Source organism: Rothia mucilaginosa ATCC 25296 (genome assembly GCF_000175615.1).
Lineage (GTDB): Bacteria > Actinomycetota > Actinomycetes > Actinomycetales > Micrococcaceae > Rothia > Rothia mucilaginosa.
In genome coordinates this window covers 18,276-41,037 of the sequence record NZ_ACVO01000007.1, presented here as the reverse complement: position 1 = coordinate 41,037, position 22,762 = coordinate 18,276, and the positions used below count along the sequence as shown (strand labels likewise).

Here is a 22,762-nt window from a genome sequence, read left to right as displayed (position 1 = left end):
CTGCTACGGCACACGTATAATGGACGGTACGGGGTGTTTGCGTATCCCCGATACGTTTAGGTGTCGGTGCGTACGCGGTCTCTCACCGTCGAAAGCCATCTACCCGTAAGGAGCCGTTATGAGTGAAGCTCGCAATTCCGCATCCGCCGGTGCGGTCAGCACAGCGAAGCCTTCGAACTGGAATGTGCCGAATGTGTTGACGGTTCTGCGTATTATTGCGGTTCCTTTCTTCATTGTTGCCCTGGTTGCGGGCGGTACTTTTGGTGCCGCTGATCCGACGCACCGCTGGCTGGCGTGGATTATTTTCATTCTTGCCATGCTCACGGACTGGGCGGACGGCTACCTGGCGCGCTCGCGTAATCTGATTACGAGCTTCGGTAAGATTGCTGACCCGATTGCCGATAAGTTCCTGACCGGCGCGGCGTTCATTGTGCTGTCGGCGCTGGGTGAGCTGTGGTGGTGGGTCACGATTGTGATTCTGCTGCGCGAGTGGGGTATTACGATCATGCGTCTGTTCGTCATTAAGTACGGTGTGATGGCTGCTAGTAAGGGCGGCAAGATTAAGACCGTGCTGCAGACGGTGGCGCTGGTGCTGATGCTTCTGCCGCTGGGCCAGCTGGGTCTTGGCTGGCTGATTCCTGGTTGGGTTCTGATGGGCGCGGTCACCGCGATTACCGTGTGGACCGGCCTGGTGTATGTGCGTGATGCGTATATTTTGCGTCGTAACTGGTTGCAGGCTCAGGCCTCCCAGGGCGGCGGTCAGTAGAGGCGAGGGGAGTGGCGTGTGCTGCTCCCCTTCGCTGTACCTGCGGCGCGTTGTGTGCCGCGTGAGGTTTTGGGCGGCGGTTCGTCGCTGAAAGGAGAGAATGATGGTTCCCCTCGTACTTGAAGATGCTCTGTCCCTTGAGCTTTCCTCCGCTGAGGTTTTCACCGGTACCCCGGAGGCGGCGGCGCTACTGCTACGTGATGCGGTGCAGTTGCGCGCCGCCCAGGAGGGGCCGGTGCAGGTGGCGACGGCTGAGTCGCTGACCGGCGGGGATGTGGGTGGCGCGATTTGTACGGTGCCGGGCGCATCCGCGTATTACCGCGGCGGCGTGATTTCGTACGCCTACGAGGTGAAGGCTCAGGTGCTGGGCGTGGACGCTCAGCTGCTGGCGCGTGAGGGCGCGGTGCATCCTGCGGTGGCGGTGCAGATGGCGGTCGGTGCGGCGCGTGTGTGCGGTGCCGATTATGCGGTGTCGACCACGGGTGTTGCCGGTCCTGATCCTGCGGATGGTCAGCCGGTGGGTACGGTCTATATCGGTGTGTGTTCCCCGGGCGGTTCTGAAGTGTTTGAGCGCCATTATTCGGGGGATCGGGCGCAGATTCGTGCAGCGGCGAGCGCGGATGCGATTGCTTTGCTGGCGCGTGCGGTGCGCGGCGGTGCCGGTGGGGTTCTGAAGGACGAGCTGGCGTAGCGTGCTAGGGCTGGACTGGGCTGGGCTGTGCGGTGCCTGGAACGGCTGTGTAGTCGTCTGTGCGGCGCCTACCTGAGAAAAATTTACGGTTCAAATATATTCACAGGGTTCTTTCAGCTCCACAGGAATAAAGGCATAGGTTCGCCTGTTTGAATAGATACAAGCCGTAAGAAGAGGACGAAAATGGCGGGGCCCCTAGCTCACGCTCCAAAAATCAGTTAGGCTTAACTCTGTACAGTCCCGCAGGTCGGGAATACCTACTCAGGAAAGTGATATAGAAGCTCATGGCTAAGCAGCGCGTATCGATTAATGGCATTACTAAGTGGAAGGAAATCGAGGAGACCCCCCGACAGGTCGCCCCGGTCGTTGAGGAAGCTAAGGTTGTTCCCCTGCGACAGGCAATCGGTGAGGTTCTTCGCGATGTTCGCCAGCGTCAGGGCCGCACCCTGCGCGAGGTTTCCCAGCGTGCCCGTGTTTCCCTCGGTTACCTGAGCGAAGTTGAGCGCGGTCAGAAGGAAGCTTCCTCCGAACTGCTGGCGTGGATTTGCCAGGCTCTGGACATTCCGATGTCCCAGATGCTGCGTGAGGTTGCCGACCGTATGGCGGTTCTCGAGGGCGTTCAGATTCCGGATACTGTTCCGGCTGAGATGTCTGAGCAGTACAAGAGCGATTACTACATTCTCTCGAAGTAACGAGAGGCGGCACATGCCGCGCTAAACGTGAAGCGATGCCGTGCATCCCCGTAAAGTGGGGGTGTGCGGCATCGCTTATTCTCGGGTTTATTCTGGGGGGGGGGGGGTACTCTCGGGCGATGTGACGAATTATGAAGCGAACTAGCAGTGAAGCGTAAGGAGTGCTTGTGAAGCTGAGCGAATTTTGGGCGTGCATGGAGTATGAGTTCGGTGCCGGGTATGCACCGGTGCTGGCGCGTGACTTGGTGCTGGGTTCGCTGGGTCATGTGACCGCTGCGGAGGCGCTGGACCAGGGGGTTAACCCGAAGGATGTGTGGCTTGCGATCTGTGAGGAGCAGGAGATTCCGCAGGAGCGTCGCCTGGGCCCCGATAAGGAGCCATTGCGCTAGTCGGTGAGTCTGGCGCTTTCTCGCGTAGGGGCGGGGCCTACCGTTTGTTCGAGTGCTAGCGCCTGCGCGGGAGGTATTTTCGAATAATTAGCCGATAATCCGGGGATTTTCGAAAATATATGCCGAAACCCTATCCGATTTATTCGAAACCGTGTCGTAATTTTGTTCGACTCATGCTAGACTTTTCCACATCAGGAATTTTTCGGAAAAATCTTCAAAGTTTTCCACAGATTTTAAAAAATGGCCTTATCCTGTCAGGCTGTGACCCTAGAGTAGTCTCAGAAGGAACCGGTAGGCCAAAACCTTCAAGGTCTCGATCACGAGTCCCACCGATTCCGAAGAAACATTACTCCCGTCAACCACTGACAACACAAAGAACGAGGTACTACCGTGGCTAAGAACACCAAGTCTCAGAGCGTAGCTCGCGTTCCCGAAGAGGGTCGCGCCAAGGCACTTGAAGCCGTGATGGCACAGATCGACAAGAACTACGGCAAGGGTGCAGTCATGCGCCTGGGCGATAAGGAAATCACCAAGACCGAGGTTATCTCCACCGGCGCTATCGCCCTGGATGCCGCTTTGGGTATTGGCGGTCTGCCCCGCGGCCGCGTCATCGAGATTTACGGTCCCGAGTCCTCCGGTAAGACCACCGTTGCGCTGCACGCTGTAGCGAACGTTCAGAAGGCAGGCGGCGTGGCAGCATTCATTGACGCCGAGCACGCACTGGACCCGATTTACGCGGCTAAGCTGGGCGTGGACATCGACCAGCTGCTGGTCTCTCAGCCCGACACCGGTGAGCAGGCACTGGAAATTATGGACATGCTGGTTGGTTCCGGCGCCGTTGATATCGTGGTCGTCGACTCCGTTGCCGCGCTGGTTCCCCGCGCCGAAATTGAAGGCGACATGGGTGACTCCCACGTGGGTCTGCAGGCTCGCCTCATGAGCCAGGCGCTGCGTAAGATTACCGGCCGCCTCTCCGCAACCGGCACCACCGCAATCTTCATCAACCAGCTGCGTGAGAAGATTGGCGTCTTCTTCGGCTCTCCCGAAACCACCACCGGTGGTAAGGCGCTGAAGTTCTACGCTTCGGTCCGTATCGACATCCGCCGCATTGAGACCCTCAAGGACGGCGCTAACCCGATCGGTAACCGAACCCGCGCCAAGATCGTGAAGAACAAGATGGCTCCGCCCTTCAAGCAGGCTGAGTTCGACATCCTCTACGGTGAGGGCATCTCCGTTGAGGGTGGCATCCTGGACCTGGCGGTGGAGAACGACATCGTCAAGAAGTCCGGCGCATGGTTCACCTACGACGGTGAGCAGCTGGGCCAGGGCCGCGAGAACGTTCGTAAGCTGCTCAAGGACAACCCCGAGCTCACCGAGGAACTGCAGTACAAGGTTCTGGTGAAGCTGGGCATCATTGAGGAAGAAGCTGACGAGCAGGCAGCTGCTGAGTCCGAGGGCAACGACCCGCTGGACGAGCTGGCTGAGGAGTTCTAAACCCGCCCGCGTAGCTTCTTGCTAACGCCACGACTGATTGCCGTGTGCTGTGCATTCCGCACGGTGCACGGCAATCTGTCGTTAACGGGAGCACGTTAAATGGAGTAAGAGCGGGCACTGAGACAGCGCCTCGTTACAATGGGGAAGCGCCGTATAGCCGGGCGCACGGGTCATCAGTGACCCAACTCATCAAACGAGCCAACACAGGGGAGAGGAGGAACTGAGCATGACGGAGCAGCGCATGACGGAACAGAACGGCCATGAAGAGCACGAGCGAAACAGCGCGCGTGACGGCGACGCCGGTTTTGCGGCGCTGGATGCGACCGAACCGCACTTCGGCTCCTCAGCGCTTGGTAACTCTGTTTCCTTTGAGCCTGTTGCCCCGCCGGTTGAGGTAGGCGGCTTCGAGGTACTCAATTTTGAGGCACCTGCCGCCCTGGCGGAGCCCACCCTCACCTGGGAGGCGCCGCAGGCTACTGTTCCCGCTGTTGAAGAGCCCCCGTATGAGGAAGAGCCCCCATACCCTGATGAGCCTCCCTATGAGGGTGAACCTCCCTATGAGGACGAACCTCCCTATCCGGCAGAGCCTTTGTACCCTGAAGCAGAGTACACAGGGGAATATTATGCGGGGGAATATTGGGTACCCTCGGACGAAGCGGTACCCGCAGAAACGGTAGCGGAGAAGCCAGCGTCCGCAGAAAACGCACCCAAAAAGTGGGTGCGGAACAGGGTCGCGGATTCGATAGCCGCCGAGGAGTTCCCGGACTGGCACCCCGCCTCGCACGGCTTTGTTGAAGAAAGCATCGCCCGCGATAACGGCGGCGACTACGCCGGGGAGTTCCGCGTACCCGAGCTGCCCCTGCAGGCTGTGCCCGGCAACTTTGAAGATGGCAGTTCTGGGGAGGATGGCGAATCGCCGCGCCGTAGCCTGCTCGTTGACCCGAACCTACCCGCCGTCTCCATTGACGAAGCGCCCGCTCGTGCCTTCACCCCCGGCGGTGCCGAGCCGCGCCCTATGGCGGCGGGGCGCATGAGTCGAGCCGGTGCCGCCTCCATCGGATCGGGGCTCACCGCCGAAGAGAAGGAAGAAATCGAGAGGCAAGCCGCTCAGCGGGATAAGCAGAAGAAACGCAAGTCTTCGCGCGCCTCCAAGAACACCGACTACAAGCGCGGGTTCCGCCGCATGAGTGCGGCGCAGCAAGAGAAAATGCGGAGCCGCTCGCCCTACGCGCCCGCCTTCGGGGCTCGAAATGACGACGAGGAAACCCGCAAGAGTCCTGCGGGCCGCGGCTCGGGGAGCAACCTATTTAGGGAGGGAAGTAGCTTGAACGAAGAACTCACCCCCGCCGAAGAAGCACTCATTCGCGGTATTGCCGAGGAGGAAGCACAGGGCGTCGGTATTGGCAAGCGCCGTGCCGCTTCGGCTGGATCCCCAAAGGGCGGTTCTCCGACACGCGGTTTTCAGAAGGGAAGCGCTTCCTCACAGGCGGAAGGCGCTGTGACCTCCTGGAAGCAGAAGGTGCGTGCCGCCCGAGCCGCGGAAGAAACCGACCCCTACACGCGCGCTAAAACCATCGTGTACAACCAACTGGCGTACTCGGCAAAAACCCGAGGTCAGCTGCGTAAGAAGCTGCAGGCAGAAGGCTTTGACGCGGAGCTTATTGAGCCGCTGCTCGATAAGTTCGAGGCTGCAAAACTCATTGACGACGCCGAATACGCCCAAACGTTCGTGGCGCAGAAGAGCCGCACCAAGAAGCTCTCCCGCGCCGCGCTGCGCCGTGAGCTTGCTGAACGCGGGGTGCACGGTGAAGAGGCGGAGAACGCCTTGGCTCAGCGTACCGACGAGCAGGAACGTGAGGACGCCGCCGAGCTGGTGCGTAAGAAGCTGCGCCCCGGCATGGATCTGAGCGACCGCGCCGAAAAGGATAGGGTGACCCGCCGACTGCTGGGGATGCTGGCTCGCCGCGGGTACTCCTCTTCGGTGTCGATGTCGGTGATTCGTGAGGAACTTGCTGCCTACGGTGCGGAGGACGAGCTCTGGTAGGTTGCAGCTCCGGTAGAGGACGAGCAGGTACGCACCTTCAACGAGCCACTGTCAAAAAGCCTCCTCCAAAGAGCCTCCGTCAATAACTCTCTGCAAGTGAGCTAAAAGGGTGAGCCCGCTACAGACATACTCTGTGGCGGGCTCACCCTTTACGCTTTTGAGTTTTATAAAACACCTTGTCGAAGGCTATATCCGCTGTTTACTCCGCTGCTTATTCAGCGGCTCCCAGACGGTCCGCGAACTCGGCGAGGGTTGCATCCTGAGAACCGGCAATCTCAAGGAGCAGGCGCATCAGCTGCGCACCTTCACGGCGAATACGAGGCAACAGATCGGAACGCGCCGAAGAAGAGTACAGCTCCAACAGGGCGCACACGGTCACCGCCGTGCACACCGCCAAATCCTCCGCCAGGTGCTCATCCAGCGGGGCGTCCTCAAAGAGGGCAGAGTACAGCGCCGGCAGCGCCTTCTTGCGGTCCACCCGGTAGCGCGGGTACTCCGGCGAGGAAGGGAAGCCCAGCATCGCCTCAACAAACGGGAAGCCGCGGTGATGCAGGCAGGTGCCCTCCGCATCGACCATGCGCACCTGCGCGCCGTCCGCCGAACCAATCAGCACGTTCTGCGGCGAAAAATCGCCCGAAGAGAGCATATATACCCTGCCGCGGTTGAGCTTGAACTGCTCGGGTACCGGCGGGCGCTTGGTAAAGAAAGGCTGCAGAACGCGGCGGAAACGGAAGGACAGCTCCTCAACGGCGGCGGGAAGAACAGGCGCGTCCTCATGCGCGGCAGAGCTGGAAGCCGGGCTGTCAGCATCGTGCTCGGGGGTGCGCGCCTCATCAGCCACACCGTACAGCTTCTTCAAACCGCGCTCAGCCAAACCCGGCGAGGCAATAGCGCCCGGGAACTGTGCCTTGCGGTCGGCACGCGCCAGGTTCAGGCGGTAATCCTCCACCGCCTCGCCCATAATGCCGCTGGCGGCAAGGGAACGGTACGCCTCAATGTAGTAGTTCAGCGCATCCAGCGCCTGCTGTTCGGTGCCTTCCAGTAGGGCGTGGGCGACCGAATACTGCTCGCCCTCAACGGTTCCGGCGCTCACATCTTCCAGCGCCAGCACGCGCAGCTCAGGATCCGCGCCGTAGAGCTGCGGGAACAGACCCGGAACCTGCCGGTTCAGCGCCTCCAAACCGTAGCGCTCACGCAGGTACCCGAAACCGCCCGCGTTCACCGTCGAATCCTTACGGCGGTAACGCTTCACAATAATCGAGGTCGGCAAAGACTGTGTAGACTCGAAAGACTGTGCAGACTCGGCGGCAGGCTCATACACGACACGCACCACAACGGAACGCATGCCGGTGCCCAGAATCTGCACGCGCTCAACCGCACGGGCAGCTACCTGCTCCAAAGAATGCGCCCAGCTGAGCAGCTGCATCAGGGTCTGACGCATCGAGGCAGAATCAGCGCTCGCCTGAGGCGGCACGGGAGAGTAGGCGGCAATCGCCTCCTCAATGAGGGTGCTCAGAAGCTCCCCGTCAGGGGCGGGAGAGGAAGAATTGTTCGGTGACAGAGCCGGAAAGTTACTACTAAGGGAAACCTGCATAGAGCCATTATCCCCCATCGGATACCCTATAGGGCATGACTTCGACCCTCAGCGATTCCGCCCAGACCCCCGAAACCAGCCCCCGCACCTACGAAGTGCGCACTTTCGGCTGCCAGATGAACGTGCACGACTCCGAACGAATGTCCGGCCTGCTGGAGGCTAACGGCTACGTTCGCGCTGAGGAAGGCACCCAGCCCGACCTGGTGGTTTTCAACACCTGCGCAGTCCGCGAAAACGCTTCCAACCGCCTCTACGGCAACCTCGGTCAGCTGGCACCGGTCAAGCGCGCCCACAAGGGCATGCAGATCGCCGTGGGCGGCTGCCTGGCGCAGAAAGACCAGGACGCCATCATTGAGAAGGCACCCTGGGTGGACGTAGTGTTCGGTACCCACAACATTGGTGCCCTCCCCACCCTGCTGGAGCGTGCCCGCCACAACCACGAGGCGCAGGCAGAACTGCTCGAATCCCTCGAAGTTTTCCCCTCCACCCTGCCCACTAAGCGCGACCACGTGTACTCCGGCTGGGTGTCCATCTCGGTTGGCTGTAACAACACCTGCACCTTCTGCATCGTGCCGTCTCTGCGCGGTAAGGAGAAGGACCGCCGCCCCGGCGACATTCTCGCTGAGGTTCAGGCGCTGGTCGATGACGGCGCTATTGAGGTGACTCTGCTCGGTCAGAACGTGAACTCCTACGGCGTGGAGTTCGGCGACCGTCAGGCATTCTCCAAGCTGCTGCGTGCCTGCGGTGAGATTGAGGGCCTGGAGCGTGTACGCTTCACCTCCCCGCACCCGGCAATGTTCACCGACGACGTGATCGACGCGATGGCCGAGACCCCGAACGTTATGCCCGTGCTGCACATGCCGCTGCAGTCCGGCTCTGACAAGGTGCTCAAGGACATGCGCCGCTCCTACCGTTCCAAGAAGTTCCTGAACATTCTGGACAAGGTGCGCGAGCGCATCCCGAATGCCGTGATTACCACCGACATCATTGTGGGCTTCCCCGGCGAGACTGAAGAGGACTTCCAGGACACCCTGAAGGTTGTGGAGCAGGCTCGTTTCTCCTCCGCGTTCACCTTCCAGTACTCGATCCGCCCCGGCACCCCCGCGGCAACCATGGAGAACCAGATCCCGAAGGAGGTCGTGCAGGAACGCTACGAACGTCTGATTGCCCTGCAGGACCGCATTGCGGGTGAAGAGAACCGCAAGCAGCTCGGTAAGACCGTTGAGCTGATGGTCGTTGCGGAGGCAGGTCGTAAGGCTGAGCAGACTCACCGCCTCTCCGGTCGTGGCCCGGACCAGCGCCTCGTGCACTTCTCCGTGCCCGAGGGCTGCGAGACTCCGCGCCCCGGCGACATGGTCACCGTACCGATTACCGAGGCTGGTTCCTTCCACCTGATTTCTGACCCGACCGCCGAGCAGTACCAGCTGCGCCGCACCCGCGCCGGTGACGCGTGGGACCGCTCCCAGGCTGACTCTTGCGGTACCGGCACCACCCAGGTGCCCGGTGCGCCGGTGGGTCTGGGCATGCCGACCATCGGTCTGCGCCCCTAAAACCTATATCGAATCATGCGCCCTGTTCTTCGGGCTCTTGCCGCCACCGCAAGTGGGGGTGGGGGAACCGGTAGAATGGGGCGCATGACTATCTCCGAAACTCTGCCCGTTATCGCTATTGTGGGCCCGACCGGCACCGGTAAGAGCGCGCTCGCCATTGAGCTGGCTCTGCGTCTGAACGGTGAGTGCATTAACGCTGATTCTATGCAGTTCTACCGGGGCATGGATATCGGCACCGCAAAAATCACGGCGGAGGAGATGCGCGGTGTTCCGCACCACCTGCTGGACATCATGGACGTGCGGGACGAGGCCTCCGTAGCGGAGTTTCAGGAGCGTAGCCGTGAGCTGATTGAGCAGATTCGCGGTCGTGGCCGCTACCCGATTCTGGTGGGTGGTTCCGGCCTGTATGTGCGTGCCGCCCTGGATAAGTTGGAGTTCCCCGGCACGGATGCGCGGGTGCGTGAGCGTCTGGAGGCGCAGGCGCGTACCGAGGGTATTGGTGTTCTGCACGCCCGCCTGGCGGAGGTCGACCCGGAGTCGGCTGCGCGGGTGAAGGATGAGCGCCGTATTATTCGAGCCCTGGAGGTATTCGAGGTGACGGGCCGCCCGTTCTCGGCGTTCATGCCGGTGCGCGAGTACGTGACGGAGAGTATTCAGATTGGTCTGGATATGGATCGTGCCCTGCTGCACGAGCGTCTGCACCGCCGTGTGGAGCTGATGCACGAGCAGGGTCTGCTCGATGAGATTCGCACCCTGAATACGCAGGGGTTGCAGGAGGGTAAGACTGCTTCCCGCGCGATTGGTTACGCGCAGTTCGCTCGCGCCCTTGATGATTCGGAGTACAGCGTGGAGCAGGCGATTGAGGATACGACGATTGCGACCCGCCAGTTTGCGCGCCGCCAGCTGACCTGGTTCCGTGCGGACCCGCGCGTGCACTGGCTGGATGCGCTCTCACCTACCCTTGCCGATGAGGCATTGGCTACAATTTTGTAAAAATAAGCGAATAGACGTATCAAAGCTGGGAAATTGAGGTTAGTCTAGGACATATTCAACTCAACTACAGAGGAAATATGTCACTCACATCACATACGAAAAATTCTGCCACTCTGTCCGCGACAGAATCCACTCCGCGTTCCCTCTACGATGCCATTCTAGGCGGAACGAATTCGCTGAACTTCATTCGCCTTTCTATGGCGACGCTCGTCATTATTGCGCATTCCGCGCCGCTCGTTGGCTTTACTACTGGCTTTCTGGGTATCCCTGCGCCTCACGGTATCGACTCGCTGGGGCATTGGGCCGTAAATATGTTCTTCTGCATTTCCGGTTTCTTGATTGCTCACAGCGCTCAGCGAGGAACCATCACTGGCTATCTGAAGCGTCGTATTCTGCGCATTTTCCCCGGTTACTGGGTCTCTATCCTTTTTGTTGTTTTTCTGTGTGGGCCCATCGCCGTCGTAACCGGACACACTGCAGACCCTTTCTCCATTAAGGGTGCAGGCGGATACATCATCCGCAACTTTGATCTTTTCAACCTGCAATACCCCCTTTTCGGTGGCCCCACTGGCATCCCTTTCACCCACGCATGGAATGGGTCAGCCTGGACCCTCAGCTTTGAATTCCTCGCTTACCTAGCACTTATCCCGATTTTCTACATTGGGTTTATTCGTAAGAACGCAAAATGGCTGGTTCCTGTCATCTATGCTGGGCTATTTTTCGGGCACCAGATTTTTGAGCTGATGGGTCGCGAGCCCAATCACTTTGTAGAGGGCATTCTCCGCCTGCACGCATACTTCTTCGCTGGTACCCTCCTGTACATGTGGGGTAAGCGTATTCGTTATAACGCTACTGTGGCTATTGTGGTCACGATTCTAGGATTTGCTCTGCAATGGTTTGCACCTGGTATTGCCCAGTACATGCACCTGCCTGTGGCTTACGGAATCCTGGCTCTCAGCGCTGCGATTAAGACCGACCTGTGCCGACATAACGATATTTCGTATGGCGTGTACATCTACGCGTTCCCAGTGCAGATTATGTTGACAATTTTCGGTAGTGCATCGCTGGGCTGGGTTCTGAATGCCATCATCACTTTCGTGATTACCATTGGTCTGGCGTGGCTGTCTTGGCTGTATGTTGAGAAGCCGGCGCTGGCTTTGAAGGACCGCAAGCTTCTGCGTATTCGTCGCGATCGCTCTGCAGACGCCGTAGCGGCATCTTCATAAACCGGTAAAAGTATCCCGCCTATTTCTGCGGCTTTCGGTAATCTTGACGAACTCATCAAGTGAACCGGGAGCCGCAGAAGTATTTCCGAGGAAGAATGCCTGGTTCACCATCTGGCGCGGTAAAATCATAAACGGACAGGTCACCAACCTTAAGGACAGCATATGAGCGAGAACCCTTCCATCTGGGGCGAGCTGGCAGGCCTGACCCTCACCAAGGGTCACGGCACCGGTAACGACTTCATCTTTCTGACGGATGAGAACGCAGAAATTGCCCTCACCCCCGAGCTGGTAGCCCGTGCCTGCGACCGACACTTCGGCATTGGCGCGGACGGCTTCATTCGTGCTGCCCGTAGCACCGCCTCCCGCGCGGGTCAGAAGCTGCTCGAGGAGCACCCGGACGCTGTCTGGTTCATGGACTACCGCAACGGTGACGGCTCTATCGCTGAAATGTGCGGCAACGGTGTGCGCGCGTTCGTGGAGTACCTGCGCACTGAGGGCCTGGTTGAGCTTGAGGTGGGCGAGACCGTCAAGATTGGTACCCGTGCCGGCGTGAAGACTGTGGCGCGCACCGAAGAGGGCTACGCGATTGATATGGGTCCGTGGAGCTTCATTCACGGTGAGGCTGCCCGTGAGGGTGGCGAGGACTGCCTGGTGTCTGCTCGCGGCCTGAAGACTCCGCGTGCTGGCCTGTCCATTTCGATGGGTAACCCGCACACCGTGGTGATGCTCGGCTCCGACGGTAAGCTGGACGGCCTGGACCTGCACAGCCTGCCTCAGGTGAACCCCGCCCCGGTCAACGGTACGAACGTTGAGTTTGTGGTGCCGGTCGACCTGGACGTTGAGAGCGGCGCGCAGGTGGGCGCTATCCGTATGCGCGTGCACGAACGCGGCGTGGGCGAGACTCTGTCGTGCGGTACCGGCGCGTGTGCGGCGGCTGCGGCGACCCGTTTCTGGGGCGGCGAGGAAGCACCGGATGAGTGGCTGGTGCATGTGCCCGGCGGTACCCTCGCGGTGACTTTCGTGCTGGGCCCGGACGACCTGGAACATGTTGTTCTGGCTGGTCCGGCGCAGATGGTTTCGACCGTCGTGCTGCGATAGCCTGTAGCGATAGCGAGCAGTCTTAGAGCAGAGATTTTATAGAGAAAAGCGGCGGATGTTTTCTGATAACACATTCAGAAAACACCCGCCGCTTTTATATTTTAAGCAATTAGCGCCAGAGGATTTAGCGCCAGAGGTTTAATCCTCGTAGCGGTGCACCTGCAGAATACGGAAGCCCTTCGAGGTCGCATAGCGCGACACCTCAAACTCGCCGGGGTGCAGCTGTCCAAGCTGCGCGTCCATCCACTTCTGCAAAGAATCGGAGCCCAGGTTCTTCTGGACCACCAGGTAGGCGTCACCGCCGGGCGCCAGGCGCGGTAGCCAGGTCAGCAGGATCTCGTGCAGAACCTCCTTGCCCACACGAATCGGCGGGTTCGACCAGATGGTGTCAAAACGCAGTTCGGGGTCAACCGACTCGGGGGTTCCCACGGTAACGTTGGGCAGGCCGAGAGCGGCGGCGTTGCGTTCGGTCAAGCTAATGGAGCGGGAGTTCACGTCCACCGCGTGCACCTGCGCGTCCGGTGCGAGCATCGCCAAAGTCAGGGTGATGGGGCCCCAACCGCAGCCGATGTCAAGCATGCGTTCGCCCTGCGGGTCGGGTGCTTCCTGCAGCAAAATAGCGGTGCCCTTATCAATGCCGGAGGGGCTGAAAATGCCGTTAGCTGTGGTGACGGTGACCTTGCGGCCGGCAAGCTCCACCTGCACGGGACGGGGCTTGAATTCGGTCTCGGGGGTTTCAGAGAAATAATGCTGCTCGCTCATGCTATCCAGTGTACCGGTAGGGCAAGAACCCGCCGCACACGGGCAGAGAATGCACGGGGCGGGTTGGTAGCTTGCACGCCCTGAGCGCACAGGCGACCGAACCCCCTACCCGATGCGGGCAACGGCGGTAGAATTATAGTCGTATGAATTCTAAGAACACCCCCGTATCTGATACCGAAAAGCTGCCCAGCGATGAGCAGCTGCGCCGCACCGTAGACCGCGTTCTGGGCCGCTCCCAGGCCGCCGCCTCCGTCACTACTTATGACGCTGCCGGTACCGCGCATCACAGCGATAACTCCTCCAGCGCTCACGGCAACAATAGCCGCCGTGTGCTGGATACTCGCGCGCGTGAAATTTCTGACGTTCAGCGCGAGCATTCCGAATATGACGGTGACCAGGAAGACCTCGCTGAGCGCCGTGCACTGCGCCGTATCGCGAACCTCTCCACCGAACTTGAAGACGTCACCGAGGTCGAGTACCGCCAGCTGCGTCTGGAACGCGTGGTGCTGGCTGGTCTATGGACTGAAGGCACCGTAGAGGACGCAGAGAACTCCCTACGTGAGCTCGCGGCACTGGCTGAAACCGCAGGTTCCGAGGTTCTGGACGGCCTGGTTCAGCGCCGCCTCAAGCCGGACCCCGGCACCTTCCTCGGCTCAGGTAAGGCGCTGGAACTCAAGGACATTGTCGAGGCGACCGGCGCCGACACCGTCATCGTCGACTCGGAATTGGCTCCCTCGCAGCGTCGTGCCCTTGAAGACATTGTGAAGGTCAAGGTCATTGACCGAACCGCCCTGATTCTCGACATTTTCGCTCAGCACGCTAAGTCCCGCGAGGGTAAGGCGCAGGTTGAGCTGGCTCAGCTGGAGTACATGTTGCCGCGTCTGCGTGGTTGGGGTGCCTCCCTGTCTCGTCAGGCGGGTGGCCGCGCCGCAGCCGGTGAGGGTATCGGTTCGCGTGGTCCCGGTGAAACCAAGATTGAGATGGACCGCCGCCGCCTGCGCGCTCGCATGGCGAAGCTTAAGCGTGAGATCGCTGCGATGGCGCCGGCGCGTGAGACGAAGCGTCTGAACCGTCGCCGTAACCGTGTGCCTTCGGTGGCTATCGCTGGCTACACGAATGCGGGTAAGTCCTCCCTGCTGAACCGTCTGACCGATGCCGGCGTGCTTGTGGAGAACGCCCTGTTTGCGACGCTGGACCCGACCGTCCGTAAGGCTCAGACCCCGGACGGTATCGGCTACACCCTCTCTGACACGGTGGGTTTCGTGCGTTCGCTGCCGACCCAGCTGGTGGAGGCGTTCCGCTCCACCCTGGAAGAGGTCGCTGACGCTGACGTCATCCTGCACGTGGTGGATGCTTCGCACCCGGACCCGGAGGGGCAGATTCGTGCTGTCCGCGAGGTCATCGCGGAGGTTGACGCCCGCCATATCCCCGAGATTATTGTGCTGAATAAGGCGGATGCCGCCGACCCGTTCGTGCTGGAGCGTATGCGCCAGCGCGAGCCGGAGCACGTGATCGTTTCGGCGCGTACCGGTGAGGGTATTGAGGAGCTGAAGCAGAAGATTGCGGACACCATTCCGCGTCCCTCCATTGAGGTGAAGCTGCTGATTCCATACTCGCACGGTGAGATTATTTCGCGCCTGCACGAATGGGATGCCGAAATTAAGAGCACCGATTTCGTATCGGACGGCACCTTCGTGGTGGCTCTGGTCCGTGAGGATGTCGCCTCCGAACTGTCCGAGTATGTGCTGGAGGGCGACCTGCTGGAGGTCCTGGAAGAGGAACTTGCGGAGGCACACGCCCTGGCTGAAGCTGCCGCTTCTGTTTCCGAACAGTCCTCCATCTCTGAGGCTCTCTAGGAGCGTATGAGCGTGACCGAGAGCATCAACGCGCCCAAAAACGCCCCGGGAACTTTGCCCGGACCGGCGACCGACAGCACCCGATTCACCGGGCAGGAGCTTGAGACCCTGCCCGGTGCGAAGGATGCCCTGACCCTGCTGGACGAGGCGGTTGCCGCCACTGGCGGTCAGAATCGTGCCGGTCAGCGCACCATGGTGGCGTATGTGGCGCAGGCTCTTGAACTGCAGCGTCACCTGCTGGTTCAGGCGGGTACCGGTACCGGTAAGTCCCTGGGCTACCTGGTGCCTGCCCTGGCGCGGGTGGGGGAGTCGGACCAGCCGATTGTGGTTGCGACGGCGACTCTTGCCCTGCAGGCGCAGATTGTGAACCGCGATATTCCGCGTCTTCTACAAGCGCTGGAGCCGCGCCCGGAGTCGCAGGCGCAGGTGGCTCTGCTTAAGGGCCGCAACAACTACCTCTGCCTGCACAAGCTGGAGGGCGGCTACCCGGAAGACGAGCCGGATGCTCTCTTTGACATGCCTTCTTCGACCTCGCGCGTGGGTGAGGAAGTGATGCGCCTGCGCGAGTGGGCGGACCGCACTGAGACCGGCGACCGTGACGAGCTGAAGCCCGGCGTCTCTGACCGCGCATGGGCTCAGGTATCGGTCAGCGCCGCCGAGTGTCTGGGTCGCCGCTGCCCGCTGGTGGAAGAGTGCTTTAGCGAGATGGCGCGTAGCCGTGCCGCTGAGGCTGATATTGTCATTACGAACCACTCCCTGCTGGCGATTAACGCTTTTGAAGGCATGAAGGTTCTGCCCGAACATGAGACGGTCATTATTGATGAGGCTCATGAGCTGGTGGACCGGGTGACCGGTGCCGTGTCTGGTTCTTTGACGGTTGCGATGGTTCGCCGTGCGGCGCGTAGCGTGAAGAAGCATTCGAAGGCTGATTCCGGCGCACTGGAAATGGCTGCCGGCACCCTGGAGACCGCGTTCGAGGGTCTTGCCGAGGGCCTGCTGAAGGGCCTGGATGGTCGCCTTTTGACCGCTATTTCTGCGGTCAACGATGCCTCCCGCACCGCCCTGTCCGATACCAAACCGGACGGTCAGGACGTTGATGCCGGCCTGCAGATGGCGCGCTCGCGTGTCTCTGAGGTGCACGATATGAGTAGCCGCATTCTGGAGGCTTCGGGCGAGCAGGACGTGCTGTGGATTTCTCGTCAGGGTGGTTGGGAGAACGGCCGCTACGTGGCTGCTTCTGATACCGACCCGGCGACCCTGAACATCGCCCCGTTGAGCGTTGGCCTGCAGCTACGTGACGGCCTGTTCGCTGACCGCACCGTGATTCTGACGAGTGCAACCCTGACGGTGGGTGACTCTTTTGACGTTGCCGCCGGTGCCCTGGGACTGCAGGGCGAGGGCGCGCCGCGCTGGACGAGCATCGACGTAGGTTCGCCTTTCGACTACCGCAAGCAGGGCATCATGTACGTCGCCGGGGATTTGAAACCTCCGGGATTCGGTGTGCACGAGGGTCAGCTGGAGCGCCTGCGTGAGCTGTGCGAGGCCTCGGAGGGCGGCGCCCTGGGACTGTTCTCCTCGAAGCGTGCCGCCGAGCGTGCCGCCGAGTACATGCGTGAGCACAGCGACCTGAACGTTCTTCTGCAGGGTGAGTCTTCGCTCAAGGCTCTGGTGGAGGAGTTCAGCGAGGACGTTGACTCATGCCTGTTCGGAACGATGAGCCTGTGGCAGGGCGTGGACGTTCCCGGTGACTCTTGCCGCCTGGTGGTGATGGACCGCATCCCGTTCCCCCGCCCGGATGACCCGATTGCGCAGGCTCGTACGGAGGCGGTGAACCGTCACCGCGGTAACGGCTTTATGGCGGTTTCTGCTCACCATGCGGCGATTCGTATGGCGCAGGGGGCGGGCCGTCTGATCCGTTCGGTGTCTGACCGCGGCGTGGTGGCTGTGCTGGATTCTCGCGTGGCGACTAAACGCTACGGCGGTTTCTTGATGAAGGCGATGCCGCCGATGTGGTCAACGCAGAATAAGGCAGCCGTGATTGGTGCGCTGGCTCGTCTTTCGGCGAGTATTGAGCGTTAGCTCGGGTAAGAAGATCCATCCTGGCAGCGCCGCGCTCTGATTTAGGAATATCCGCTGTGGAAATAGCCGCTTTGAAAATATTCGCTGTAGAAATATAGAAATCACCCCGGTGATACGTAAATGTTCACGTATCACCGGGGTGATTTTTATATAGAGCTAAAAGCCTCGCGGCTATGTCTTTTAGAAGCTGTGGCTGTTTAGAGACTGCGCAGCACGGAGACGACCTTACCCATGACGGTTGCGCGGTCGCCCATAATCGGCTCGTAGTTGGAGTTGCGCGGCATGAGCCAGGTGTGACCGTCGACCTGACGGAACACCTTCACGGTTGCTTCATCGTCAAGCAGAGCGGCAACGATATCGCCATTGTCAGCGGTGTGCTGTTCGCGGACGACCACCCAGTCACCGTCGCAAATCGCGGCGTCAATCATGGAATCGCCCTTGACCTTGAGCATGAAGAGCTTGCCGCTACCGACCAGCTGGCGGGGCAGAGCGAGCACATCCTCCACGGACTGCTCGGCGGTAATGGGGCCGCCCGCTGCAATTCGTCCAACCAGGGGAACGGGTACGAGGTCTTCATCGCCGACTTCGAAGTTCGGCAGCTCGGGCAGGGAAGAGGAAGCGCTACCGTGGATGCCGACGCCGTTCTCATCCAGCACCTCAATGGCGCGGGGGAGCTTGGGGTCGCGGCGAATGTAGCCCATGGTCTCGAGGCGACCGAGCTGGTGAGTGACCGAGGACAGGGACGCAAGACCCACCATGTCACCAATCTGGCGCATGGACGGCGGGTAACCCTTTTGTTCAATCTCGGTGCGGATCGCGTCAAGAATCTTCTGCTGGCGCGCGGTCAGCGCCGGACGGGGTGCTGTTGCCATTTCTTTTCCTTCGGTCTGTGCCCCGATTTCTGTATTCCGGTCTCTGCAGTCTGTATGAGACACAGTCCGGTCGGGGCACGGATGGGTGCTTTACACGTTTTCTGGTGAAGTCCTAAAAATTTTTTGGTTCTGCCGAAATGGGTCTTATCTCGTCAGGGGGTGGAGGAATTCTAGCCGTGCCGGAGCGATATGCAGGCAACGAGTATGCGCCTCCGCCCTATAAAACTCAGTCAGCAGCACCTGCATTCGATACAGAACCAAGCTGTAACGGGTACAGAAACCTGCTGTGAGTAGGACTCATCAGGAGCGTGTGGAACGTCTCTTGACACCAGTGTAGAACACTACACCGAAAAACTCAAACAAATATTCTAGATTTTTTCTTCGAAACTCGAAGAAATTTTTAGTACATCTCTGCTAGACTTTAGAACAAGAGTTCGTATATACTCTTGAATCTCTCCTGAAATTCAGGATTTACGGGTGAATGTTCGAAAAATATTCGAAGATTCGACCCGGAGCCTTCCGGGAGACGAGAGTGAATGAGTGTTCGAATGTATTCGAATCCTCTGCCTCTCTCTTCGCATGATCTACCTCGGATGCTCTAGGGAGCATCTGGCGAAGAGAGAGCGCAGGGGATGGGGTTCCGAGGTCACCCAGTGCGACCCCGCGCAGCCCGGTACACCCGACGCTCTGACCTAACTAGAGAATAGCTACCCAATAGTTATCGCCTAACAATCACCACTCCATAGTTATCACTCAACTAGGACCTCCGAGCGGGCATCGCTCGGCATTGCTAGACCCGCGGGGTAACCCCGGGGCGAGCTGAGAGAAAGGAACCACAATGACTACTGCAGCACCTATTGCTTCTCGTGGCACTTCTGCACACCTTCCGGCAGGTTTGGTGGTACTTCACCCCGCCCGCACTGCGTCCGCCAGCACCGTGTCCGCCCGCACCGTGCAGGGGCGTTCTCGTGTGACTGTGTCTTCGCAGTCTGTTCGCTCTTCTCGTGCGGCTCATACACCCCGTCCTGCTCAGGTGGCTCAGACCGCCCACGCTCCCGCCGTTTCTGCTCAGACATCTTCTGCGGCTCAGGCGCCTGGCGCGAAGAGTGCTCTTCTGGCTAAGGGTGGCGAGCTTCTGCGCGCGGTTCCCTCTTCTATTCGTCGTCTTGGCACTGTGCGCGGTTTCCTGAAGGGTCTGCCTCTGCTGACTTTGGCGGCACTGATTGTGCTCGGCGCTATTAGCTTCTTTGGTCCGGCGGCTTCTGCCTCCGTGGAGAACGCTTCGGTGACTCGAACCGTCGTTGTGGTCAAGCACGGAGAGACCCTGTGGGATATTGCTCAGGCGGTGGATCCGCAGGGTGACACCCGTGATACTGTGGTTCGTATTATGGAGTTGAACTCGTTGACCAGCACCTCTGTTGATGCCGGTCAGCGTCTGGAAATTCCTCAGACTCAGCGCTAAGCATGGACCCGCGTGTGGTTGGCTTCTGCATGAGCTTGATGTCTTGACTCCGAATCCGCTATCTCTCAAGCTAGAGCGCTTGAGCCGAATTCTTGAGCCTATGAAATAGGAGCGCACCGATGCCTGTTCCCGTTGAATCCGCACCCGTCGAAACTGAATCTGTACAGAATGCTCAGACTGCTCGTCCTGTGGTTGCCGTTTTGGGGGAACCCGGAACTCGTGGCGCCCTGGTGAAGCTTCTTCAGGATGCGGGGGCGGAGGTCATCGTGACCGCTGTGCCCGATCAGCTGCGTGAGGCTGACGGCATGGTGGTTACCGGCGGTGCGAGCTCTCTTGAGGCGTATGAAGACCTGAAAGCTAAGGACGCTGAGCGTGTGATTGGTCGCCGTGTTGCCGGTGGTCGTCCGGTGTTGGTTGCCGGTGCAGCACTGAGTTGCCTCTTCGATTCGGTTACGGTGGAGCATCCGCAGATGGGGCAGGTTCAGGTTCAGTGCATGGGGGAGTGGCCCGGCGAGAGCGTGGAGCTTTCTACCCGCGACTTGGTGCCCGGTGTTTCTGCCCTGCGTTCTTCCTCCGATAGTGTGCTGCTCAAGGATCTTGAGGGCGAGGCTCACTTCAAGTCTGAGCACGGCGTTTTTGAGTGGGCTTTTGATCAGAGCATTGAATATATTGCCCCTCCGGCGGTGACTTGGACTGTCACCGAGCCCGCCTATATCGCGGCGGTTGAGAACGGTCCGCTGACGGCGGTGCAGTTCTGTCCGGTAGGTTCTGGCGAGCTGGGGGCGGAGTTTATGCGCCGCTGGGTTGCGTCCCTGACGGTGACCGGTCGCCTGTTTTCTGGCGACTCCGCTACTGCTGCGGGAGGTAACTAATGTCTGCACCCGTTCTTGAACTTCTGCCCGCTGTTGATATTTCTGAAGGCTATGCGGTGCGCCCGGTGGGTGGCACCCTGTCCGGTGGTGAGCAGCGCCTTGACCCTGTTGAGGCGGCTCTGACCTGGGTGAAGGCTGGTGCTCGCTGGATTCACCTGGTTGACCTTGATTTGGCGTTTGGTCGCGGCACGAATACTGAGGTTCTGGCTGAGGTGGTTGCTGCCGTCCGTGCCGAGAATGCCCGCGACTCCGCTCCGGTTCGTATTCAGGTCAGCGGCGGTGTGCGTAATGCTGAGAGTCTGGAGCGCGCCCTGAGCCTGAACCCGGATCGCGTGAACGTGACCAGTGCGGCTCTGGCGGATTCTTCCTGGCTTGAAAGCACTCTGGCTCGTTATGCCGATTCTGATCTTCTGGCTCTTGGGCTCGATGCCCGCTATAACCCTGAGCGGGGCTGGGTGACTGTGGCTCGCGGTACCGACTGGTCGGGCCCTGACCTGGCGGAGGCGCTGGCGTGGCTGGAGAGTGCGGGCGTGCGCCGCTATATCGTTACGGATGTGAGCAAGGACGGTTCCCTGGCTGGTCCCGGTGCGGAGCTGCTGGATGAGGTGCTGGCTCAGACTGCCTGCCGGGTGGTGGCGTCCGGTGGTGTGGCGTCGCTGGCTGATCTTGAGAAGCTGCGTTCCATGGTGCCTTATGGTTTGGAGGGCGTGGTGCTGGGTAAGGCGCTGTATGTGGGTAACTTTAGTTTTGAGCAGGCTCTTGAGGCTGCTGGCTTCCGCTAAAGATACCGCTCCCGCTAACCCGCACAGACTTTATACGTAACGAAGCCCCATCTTCCTCAGTGTGAGGGAGACGGGGCTTCGCTGTGAATAGACCGGGTACGGTTTAGTAGACCGGGCCGGTGAGCTTTTCGCCGGGGCCCTTGCCGGGCTCGTCCGGGAAGGGGGATGCTTCGCGGAATGCGAGCTGCAGGGTGCGCAGGCCGTCGCGCAGGGGTGCTGCGTGCTGGGAGCCGATTTCGGGTGCTGCGGAGGTGACGAGGCCTGCCAGTGCGGTGATGAGCTTGCGTGCTTCGTCGAGGTCCTTGAGGTCGTCGGCGTTTTCGTCTGCTGCCAGGCCGCACTTGACGGCTGCGGCGCTCATCATGTGGATGGCTGCGGAGCTGATGATTTCGATGGCGGGTACGTCTGCGATGTCGCGCAGCTGTTCGTTGACGGCTTCGACCTGCTCTTCGGTGAGTTCGGTGTGGCCGTGTACGGGGGTTTCTTCTTCCGCGGTGAAGCGGAAGTTCGTGTTTTCAGTGCTCATAGTCTTAGAATCTCATATTTCGTTTGTTTCGGTAAATGCGTCCTTAAGAGTGGGCACTTCTGGGGACTTTCTGGAGGAGTCCCCGCAATTTTTATGGTGTTTTGCGTCTATTTCCTTGCGTCTGTCGGGGATTCTGCGGTATGGTTGTAGGCAGTTTGCAAGTGGAGCATGCCTCCCACCCGGTTGACCGCCGCAGGCGTTAGTTTGCGAGTTTTGAGGTGAACGGGTTTGTCCGCCGCTTTCGGCGTACGCTGGTTTGTGCCTCCGCTTGTGTAACTGCGGGGGCTTTTTTAGTGCCCGCAACGGATAGTATTCACGGGGAAACCCACAGAGCACAGGAGCTAGTCATTAGCGAACCACGCATTAACGATCGTATCCGCGTTCCCGAGGTCCGTCTTGTCGGTCCCGGTGGCGAGCAGGTAGGCGTTGTCCCTCTGAAGGACGCTCTGCGTCTGGCTGAGGACGCCGAACTCGACCTGGTCGAGGTTGCCCCGAACGCGAAGCCGCCCGTGTGCAAGCTCATGGATTACGGTAAGTACAAGTACGAAGCCGCAATCAAGGCTCGTGAATCCCGCAAGAAGCAGGCTAATGCCGTTCTGAAGGAGATCCGTTTCCGCCTGAAGATTGATACCCACGACTACGAAACCAAGGTTGGACACGCTCGTCGTTTCCTTTCCGGTGGTGACAAGGTCAAGGCAATGATTCAGTTCCGTGGTCGTGAGCAGCAGCGCCCCGAGATGGGTGTGCGTCTGCTGGAGCGTCTGGCGGCTGAACTGGCTGAGGTGAGCACCGTTGAGTCTCGCCCCCGTCAGGATGGCCGCAACATGGTGATGGTTCTGGCTCCGCTTCGCGGTAAGGCAGAGGCTCGCCGTGAGCAGGGCGCCGGCGGTCGCAAGGGTCGCGAGCGTATTGACACGACCAAGGCGAAGCCCGTAACTAATTCTTTGGCAGACGCTATGCCTGCCGAGTTGAAGGCACAGGCTTCTGCCGAGTAGGGAACCGGGTCGTCACTTT

The 22,762-nt window shown here is 60.0% G+C and carries 20 protein-coding genes; 16 read left to right on the top strand and 4 right to left on the bottom strand.

What is annotated here, in order from left to right; translation table 11 throughout:
* Positions 1-118: 118 nt before the first annotated feature.
* From pgsA to ROTMU0001_RS02170, 6 genes are all read left to right on the top strand, one after another.
* The gene (gene pgsA, locus ROTMU0001_RS02195) at positions 119-766 is read left to right on the top strand and encodes a CDP-diacylglycerol--glycerol-3-phosphate 3-phosphatidyltransferase (RefSeq protein WP_005507892.1); all 648 of its coding nucleotides are present in this window, start codon (positions 119-121) and stop codon (positions 764-766) included.
* 100 nt (positions 767-866) lie between these two features.
* Positions 867-1,457, top strand: a complete 591-nt coding sequence (locus tag ROTMU0001_RS02190) for a CinA family protein (RefSeq protein ID WP_005507891.1) — start codon at positions 867-869, stop codon at positions 1,455-1,457.
* 284 nt (positions 1,458-1,741) lie between these two features.
* Complete coding sequence (locus ROTMU0001_RS02185; protein ID WP_005507109.1) at positions 1,742-2,149, top strand: helix-turn-helix domain-containing protein; 408 nt, start codon at positions 1,742-1,744, stop codon at positions 2,147-2,149.
* A 167-nt stretch (positions 2,150-2,316) separates the two neighbouring features.
* Positions 2,317-2,538 (top strand): DUF3046 domain-containing protein, encoded by a 222-nt coding sequence (locus tag ROTMU0001_RS02180; protein WP_005507110.1) that lies wholly within the window; start codon positions 2,317-2,319, stop codon positions 2,536-2,538.
* A gap of 390 nt (positions 2,539-2,928) precedes the next feature.
* Positions 2,929-4,032 carry a recombinase RecA gene (gene recA / locus ROTMU0001_RS02175; RefSeq protein ID WP_005507111.1) on the top strand — a complete coding sequence of 368 codons (1,104 nt, stop codon included), beginning with the start codon at positions 2,929-2,931 and terminating at the stop codon, positions 4,030-4,032.
* Between the two features lie 226 nt (positions 4,033-4,258).
* The gene (locus ROTMU0001_RS02170; RefSeq protein ID WP_005507890.1) at positions 4,259-6,076 is read left to right on the top strand and encodes a regulatory protein RecX; all 1,818 of its coding nucleotides are present in this window, start codon (positions 4,259-4,261) and stop codon (positions 6,074-6,076) included.
* A 211-nt stretch (positions 6,077-6,287) separates the two neighbouring features.
* On the opposite strand, the gene ROTMU0001_RS02165 is transcribed toward ROTMU0001_RS02170, so the two are convergent.
* A complete protein-coding gene (locus tag ROTMU0001_RS02165) occupies positions 6,288-7,670 on the bottom strand; it encodes a hypothetical protein (RefSeq protein ID WP_005507889.1) in 1,383 nt (460 codons plus the stop codon).
* A 35-nt stretch (positions 7,671-7,705) separates the two neighbouring features.
* Here ROTMU0001_RS02165 and miaB point away from each other — a divergent pair, with 35 nt between their 5' ends.
* The 4 genes from miaB to dapF all read left to right on the top strand — a co-directional run bounded on the left by miaB (position 7,706) and on the right by dapF (position 12,537).
* The gene (gene miaB, locus ROTMU0001_RS02160) at positions 7,706-9,220 is read left to right on the top strand and encodes a tRNA (N6-isopentenyl adenosine(37)-C2)-methylthiotransferase MiaB (RefSeq protein WP_005507888.1); all 1,515 of its coding nucleotides are present in this window, start codon (positions 7,706-7,708) and stop codon (positions 9,218-9,220) included.
* Positions 9,221-9,304: 84 nt separating this feature from the next.
* The gene (gene miaA / locus ROTMU0001_RS02155; protein WP_005507887.1) at positions 9,305-10,213 is read left to right on the top strand and encodes a tRNA (adenosine(37)-N6)-dimethylallyltransferase MiaA; all 909 of its coding nucleotides are present in this window, start codon (positions 9,305-9,307) and stop codon (positions 10,211-10,213) included.
* A gap of 77 nt (positions 10,214-10,290) precedes the next feature.
* The gene (locus tag ROTMU0001_RS02150; protein ID WP_005507886.1) at positions 10,291-11,439 is read left to right on the top strand and encodes an acyltransferase family protein; all 1,149 of its coding nucleotides are present in this window, start codon (positions 10,291-10,293) and stop codon (positions 11,437-11,439) included.
* A gap of 162 nt (positions 11,440-11,601) precedes the next feature.
* A complete protein-coding gene (dapF, locus tag ROTMU0001_RS02145; protein ID WP_005507884.1) occupies positions 11,602-12,537 on the top strand; it encodes a diaminopimelate epimerase in 936 nt (311 codons plus the stop codon).
* Between the two features lie 138 nt (positions 12,538-12,675).
* Here dapF and ROTMU0001_RS02140 read toward each other — a convergent pair whose 3' ends face one another.
* Entirely contained in the window at positions 12,676-13,299 is a 624-nt protein-coding gene (locus ROTMU0001_RS02140) for a class I SAM-dependent methyltransferase (protein WP_005507883.1), read from the bottom strand.
* A 143-nt stretch (positions 13,300-13,442) separates the two neighbouring features.
* On the opposite strand from ROTMU0001_RS02140, the gene hflX reads away from it, so the two are divergent.
* Both hflX and ROTMU0001_RS02130 read left to right on the top strand, forming a co-directional pair.
* Entirely contained in the window at positions 13,443-15,155 is a 1,713-nt protein-coding gene (hflX, locus tag ROTMU0001_RS02135) for a GTPase HflX (protein WP_005507882.1), read from the top strand.
* A gap of 6 nt (positions 15,156-15,161) precedes the next feature.
* Positions 15,162-17,234: an ATP-dependent DNA helicase gene (locus tag ROTMU0001_RS02130; RefSeq protein WP_005507881.1), complete on the top strand. Its 2,073-nt coding sequence runs from the start codon at positions 15,162-15,164 to the stop codon at positions 17,232-17,234.
* 197 nt (positions 17,235-17,431) lie between these two features.
* Here the strand turns inward: ROTMU0001_RS02130 and lexA are convergent, their stop codons facing one another.
* A complete protein-coding gene (gene lexA, locus ROTMU0001_RS02125) occupies positions 17,432-18,106 on the bottom strand; it encodes a transcriptional repressor LexA (protein WP_005507880.1) in 675 nt (224 codons plus the stop codon).
* An 838-nt stretch (positions 18,107-18,944) separates the two neighbouring features.
* On the opposite strand from lexA, the gene ROTMU0001_RS08955 reads away from it, so the two are divergent.
* The 3 genes from ROTMU0001_RS08955 (at position 18,945) to ROTMU0001_RS02110 (ending at position 21,222) form a co-directional block, all read left to right on the top strand.
* Positions 18,945-19,568, top strand: coding sequence for a LysM peptidoglycan-binding domain-containing protein (locus ROTMU0001_RS08955; RefSeq protein WP_005507879.1), 624 nt, complete (start codon positions 18,945-18,947; stop codon positions 19,566-19,568).
* Positions 19,569-19,687: 119 nt separating this feature from the next.
* Positions 19,688-20,440 carry a type 1 glutamine amidotransferase family protein gene (locus tag ROTMU0001_RS02115; RefSeq protein ID WP_005507878.1) on the top strand — a complete coding sequence of 251 codons (753 nt, stop codon included), beginning with the start codon at positions 19,688-19,690 and terminating at the stop codon, positions 20,438-20,440.
* Positions 20,440-21,222, top strand: a complete 783-nt coding sequence (locus ROTMU0001_RS02110) for a HisA/HisF-related TIM barrel protein (protein WP_005507877.1) — start codon at positions 20,440-20,442, stop codon at positions 21,220-21,222. The genes ROTMU0001_RS02115 and ROTMU0001_RS02110 overlap by 1 nt, the downstream gene beginning before the upstream one ends.
* Positions 21,223-21,325: 103 nt before the next feature.
* Here the strand turns inward: ROTMU0001_RS02110 and ROTMU0001_RS02105 are convergent, their stop codons facing one another.
* Complete coding sequence (locus tag ROTMU0001_RS02105; protein ID WP_005507876.1) at positions 21,326-21,748, bottom strand: DUF1844 domain-containing protein; 423 nt, start codon at positions 21,746-21,748, stop codon at positions 21,326-21,328.
* A gap of 293 nt (positions 21,749-22,041) precedes the next feature.
* Here ROTMU0001_RS02105 and infC point away from each other — a divergent pair, with 293 nt between their 5' ends.
* Complete coding sequence (infC, locus tag ROTMU0001_RS02100) at positions 22,042-22,743, top strand: translation initiation factor IF-3 (RefSeq protein WP_005507875.1); 702 nt, start codon at positions 22,042-22,044, stop codon at positions 22,741-22,743.
* Positions 22,744-22,762: the final 19 nt, after the last annotated feature.

What these genes read in the sequence shown, in the direction of transcription:
- pgsA (WP_005507892.1), top strand. Translation starts at nt 119, where the DNA reads ATGAGTGAAGCTCGCAATTCCGCATCCGCCGGTGCGGTCAGCACAGCG.
- hflX (WP_005507882.1), top strand. Translation starts at nt 13,443, where the DNA reads ATGAATTCTAAGAACACCCCCGTATCTGATACCGAAAAGCTGCCCAGC.
- ROTMU0001_RS02105 (WP_005507876.1), bottom strand. Translation starts at nt 21,748, where the DNA reads ATGAGCACTGAAAACACGAACTTCCGCTTCACCGCGGAAGAAGAAACC.
- ROTMU0001_RS08955 (WP_005507879.1), top strand. Translation starts at nt 18,945, where the DNA reads ATGACTACTGCAGCACCTATTGCTTCTCGTGGCACTTCTGCACACCTT.
- lexA (WP_005507880.1), bottom strand. Translation starts at nt 18,106, where the DNA reads ATGGCAACAGCACCCCGTCCGGCGCTGACCGCGCGCCAGCAGAAGATT.
- ROTMU0001_RS02190 (WP_005507891.1), top strand. Translation starts at nt 867, where the DNA reads ATGATGGTTCCCCTCGTACTTGAAGATGCTCTGTCCCTTGAGCTTTCC.
- ROTMU0001_RS02140 (WP_005507883.1), bottom strand. Translation starts at nt 13,299, where the DNA reads ATGAGCGAGCAGCATTATTTCTCTGAAACCCCCGAGACCGAATTCAAG.
- ROTMU0001_RS02110 (WP_005507877.1), top strand. Translation starts at nt 20,440, where the DNA reads ATGTCTGCACCCGTTCTTGAACTTCTGCCCGCTGTTGATATTTCTGAA.
- dapF (WP_005507884.1), top strand. Translation starts at nt 11,602, where the DNA reads ATGAGCGAGAACCCTTCCATCTGGGGCGAGCTGGCAGGCCTGACCCTC.
- miaA (WP_005507887.1), top strand. Translation starts at nt 9,305, where the DNA reads ATGACTATCTCCGAAACTCTGCCCGTTATCGCTATTGTGGGCCCGACC.
- ROTMU0001_RS02150 (WP_005507886.1), top strand. Translation starts at nt 10,291, where the DNA reads ATGTCACTCACATCACATACGAAAAATTCTGCCACTCTGTCCGCGACA.
- ROTMU0001_RS02165 (WP_005507889.1), bottom strand. Translation starts at nt 7,670, where the DNA reads ATGCAGGTTTCCCTTAGTAGTAACTTTCCGGCTCTGTCACCGAACAAT.
- ROTMU0001_RS02170 (WP_005507890.1), top strand. Translation starts at nt 4,259, where the DNA reads ATGACGGAGCAGCGCATGACGGAACAGAACGGCCATGAAGAGCACGAG.
- ROTMU0001_RS02185 (WP_005507109.1), top strand. Translation starts at nt 1,742, where the DNA reads ATGGCTAAGCAGCGCGTATCGATTAATGGCATTACTAAGTGGAAGGAA.
- ROTMU0001_RS02115 (WP_005507878.1), top strand. Translation starts at nt 19,688, where the DNA reads ATGCCTGTTCCCGTTGAATCCGCACCCGTCGAAACTGAATCTGTACAG.
- ROTMU0001_RS02130 (WP_005507881.1), top strand. Translation starts at nt 15,162, where the DNA reads ATGAGCGTGACCGAGAGCATCAACGCGCCCAAAAACGCCCCGGGAACT.
- miaB (WP_005507888.1), top strand. Translation starts at nt 7,706, where the DNA reads ATGACTTCGACCCTCAGCGATTCCGCCCAGACCCCCGAAACCAGCCCC.